This window comes from Streptomyces sp. NPDC090442 (genome assembly GCF_044769405.1).
In the GTDB taxonomy this organism is placed as follows: Bacteria; Actinomycetota; Actinomycetes; order Streptomycetales; family Streptomycetaceae; genus Streptomyces.
On the sequence record NZ_JBIVXW010000277.1, the window covers coordinates 1 to 1,201 of the forward strand.

Genomic DNA, 1,201 nt, shown 5'->3' on the forward strand with positions numbered 1-1,201 from the left:
TCGATGCCGAGGGACAGCGGGGTGACGTCCAGCAGCAGGACGTCCTTGACCTCGCCCTTGAGGACGCCGGCCTGGAGGCAGGCGCCGATCGCGACCACCTCGTCCGGGTTGACGCCCTTGTGCGGGTCCTTGCCGGTCAGTTGCCGGACCAGGTCCGTCACCGCCGGCATCCGGGTCGAACCGCCCACCAGGATCACGTGGTTGATGTCGGCGACCTTGATGCCCGCGTCGTCGACCGCGTTGTGGAACGGCGCCTTGCAGCGCTCCAGCAGGTCCGCGGTCAACTGCTCGAACTGGGCGCGGGTCAGCTTCTCGTCCAGGTGCAGCGGCCCCTCGGGCGAGGCGCTGAGATACGGCAGGTTGACCGTGGTCTCGCTGGCCGCGGACAGCTCGATCTTGGCCTTCTCGGCGGCCTCGCGCAGCCGTTGGGTGGCCATCTTGTCCTTGGCCAGGTCGATGCCGTACGCGCTGTTGAACCGCTTGGTCAGGTGGTCGACGATCCGCTGGTCCCAGTCGTCGCCGCCCAGGCGGGTGTCGCCGTTGGTGGCCTTCACCTCGACGACGCCGTCGCCGATCTCCAGCAGGGAGACGTCGAAGGTGCCGCCGCCGAGGTCGAAGACCAGGATCGTCTGGTCGTTCTCCTTGTCCAGGCCGTAGGCCAGGGCGGCCGCGGTGGGCTCGTTGACGATCCGCAGCACCTTCAGCCCGGCGATCTCGCCGGCCTCCTTGGTCGCGGTGCGCTGGGCGTCGTTGAAGTAGGCGGGGACGGTGACGACGGCGTCGGTGACGTCCTCGCCGAGGTAGTTCTCGGCGTCCCGTTTGAGCTTCTGGAGCACCCGCGCGGAGATCTCCTGCGCGGTGTAGCGCTTGCCGTCGATGTCGCCGCTCTCCGGGAAGTGCCACTGCGCGTCGCCCATGTGGCGCTTGACCGAGCGGCAGGTGCGGTCGACGTTGGTCACGGCCTGGCGCTTGGCGATCTCGCCGACCAGGACGTCGCCACCCTTGGCGAAGGCGACCACCGAGGGGGTGGTCCGGGCGCCCTCGGCATTGGCGATCACCGTGGGCTCGCCGCCCTCCAACACGCTGACCACCGAGTTCGTCGTCCCGAGGTCGATACCGACTGCTCGTGCCATGGTCTTCTCCTCGTCTTGCGGCCCGATCCGGGGCGGCGGCGCGGCGGACGGCCGTCCCGAGGGGCGGC

At 69.7% G+C, this 1,201-nt stretch carries 1 protein-coding gene; it reads right to left on the reverse strand.

The genetic code is table 11. The features are described 5' to 3' along the window. On the reverse strand, positions 1-1,133 hold a 1,133-nt coding region (locus ACIQU6_RS45020), incomplete at its 3' end, for an Hsp70 family protein (RefSeq protein WP_403488576.1). Positions 1,134-1,201 lie beyond the last annotated feature (68 nt).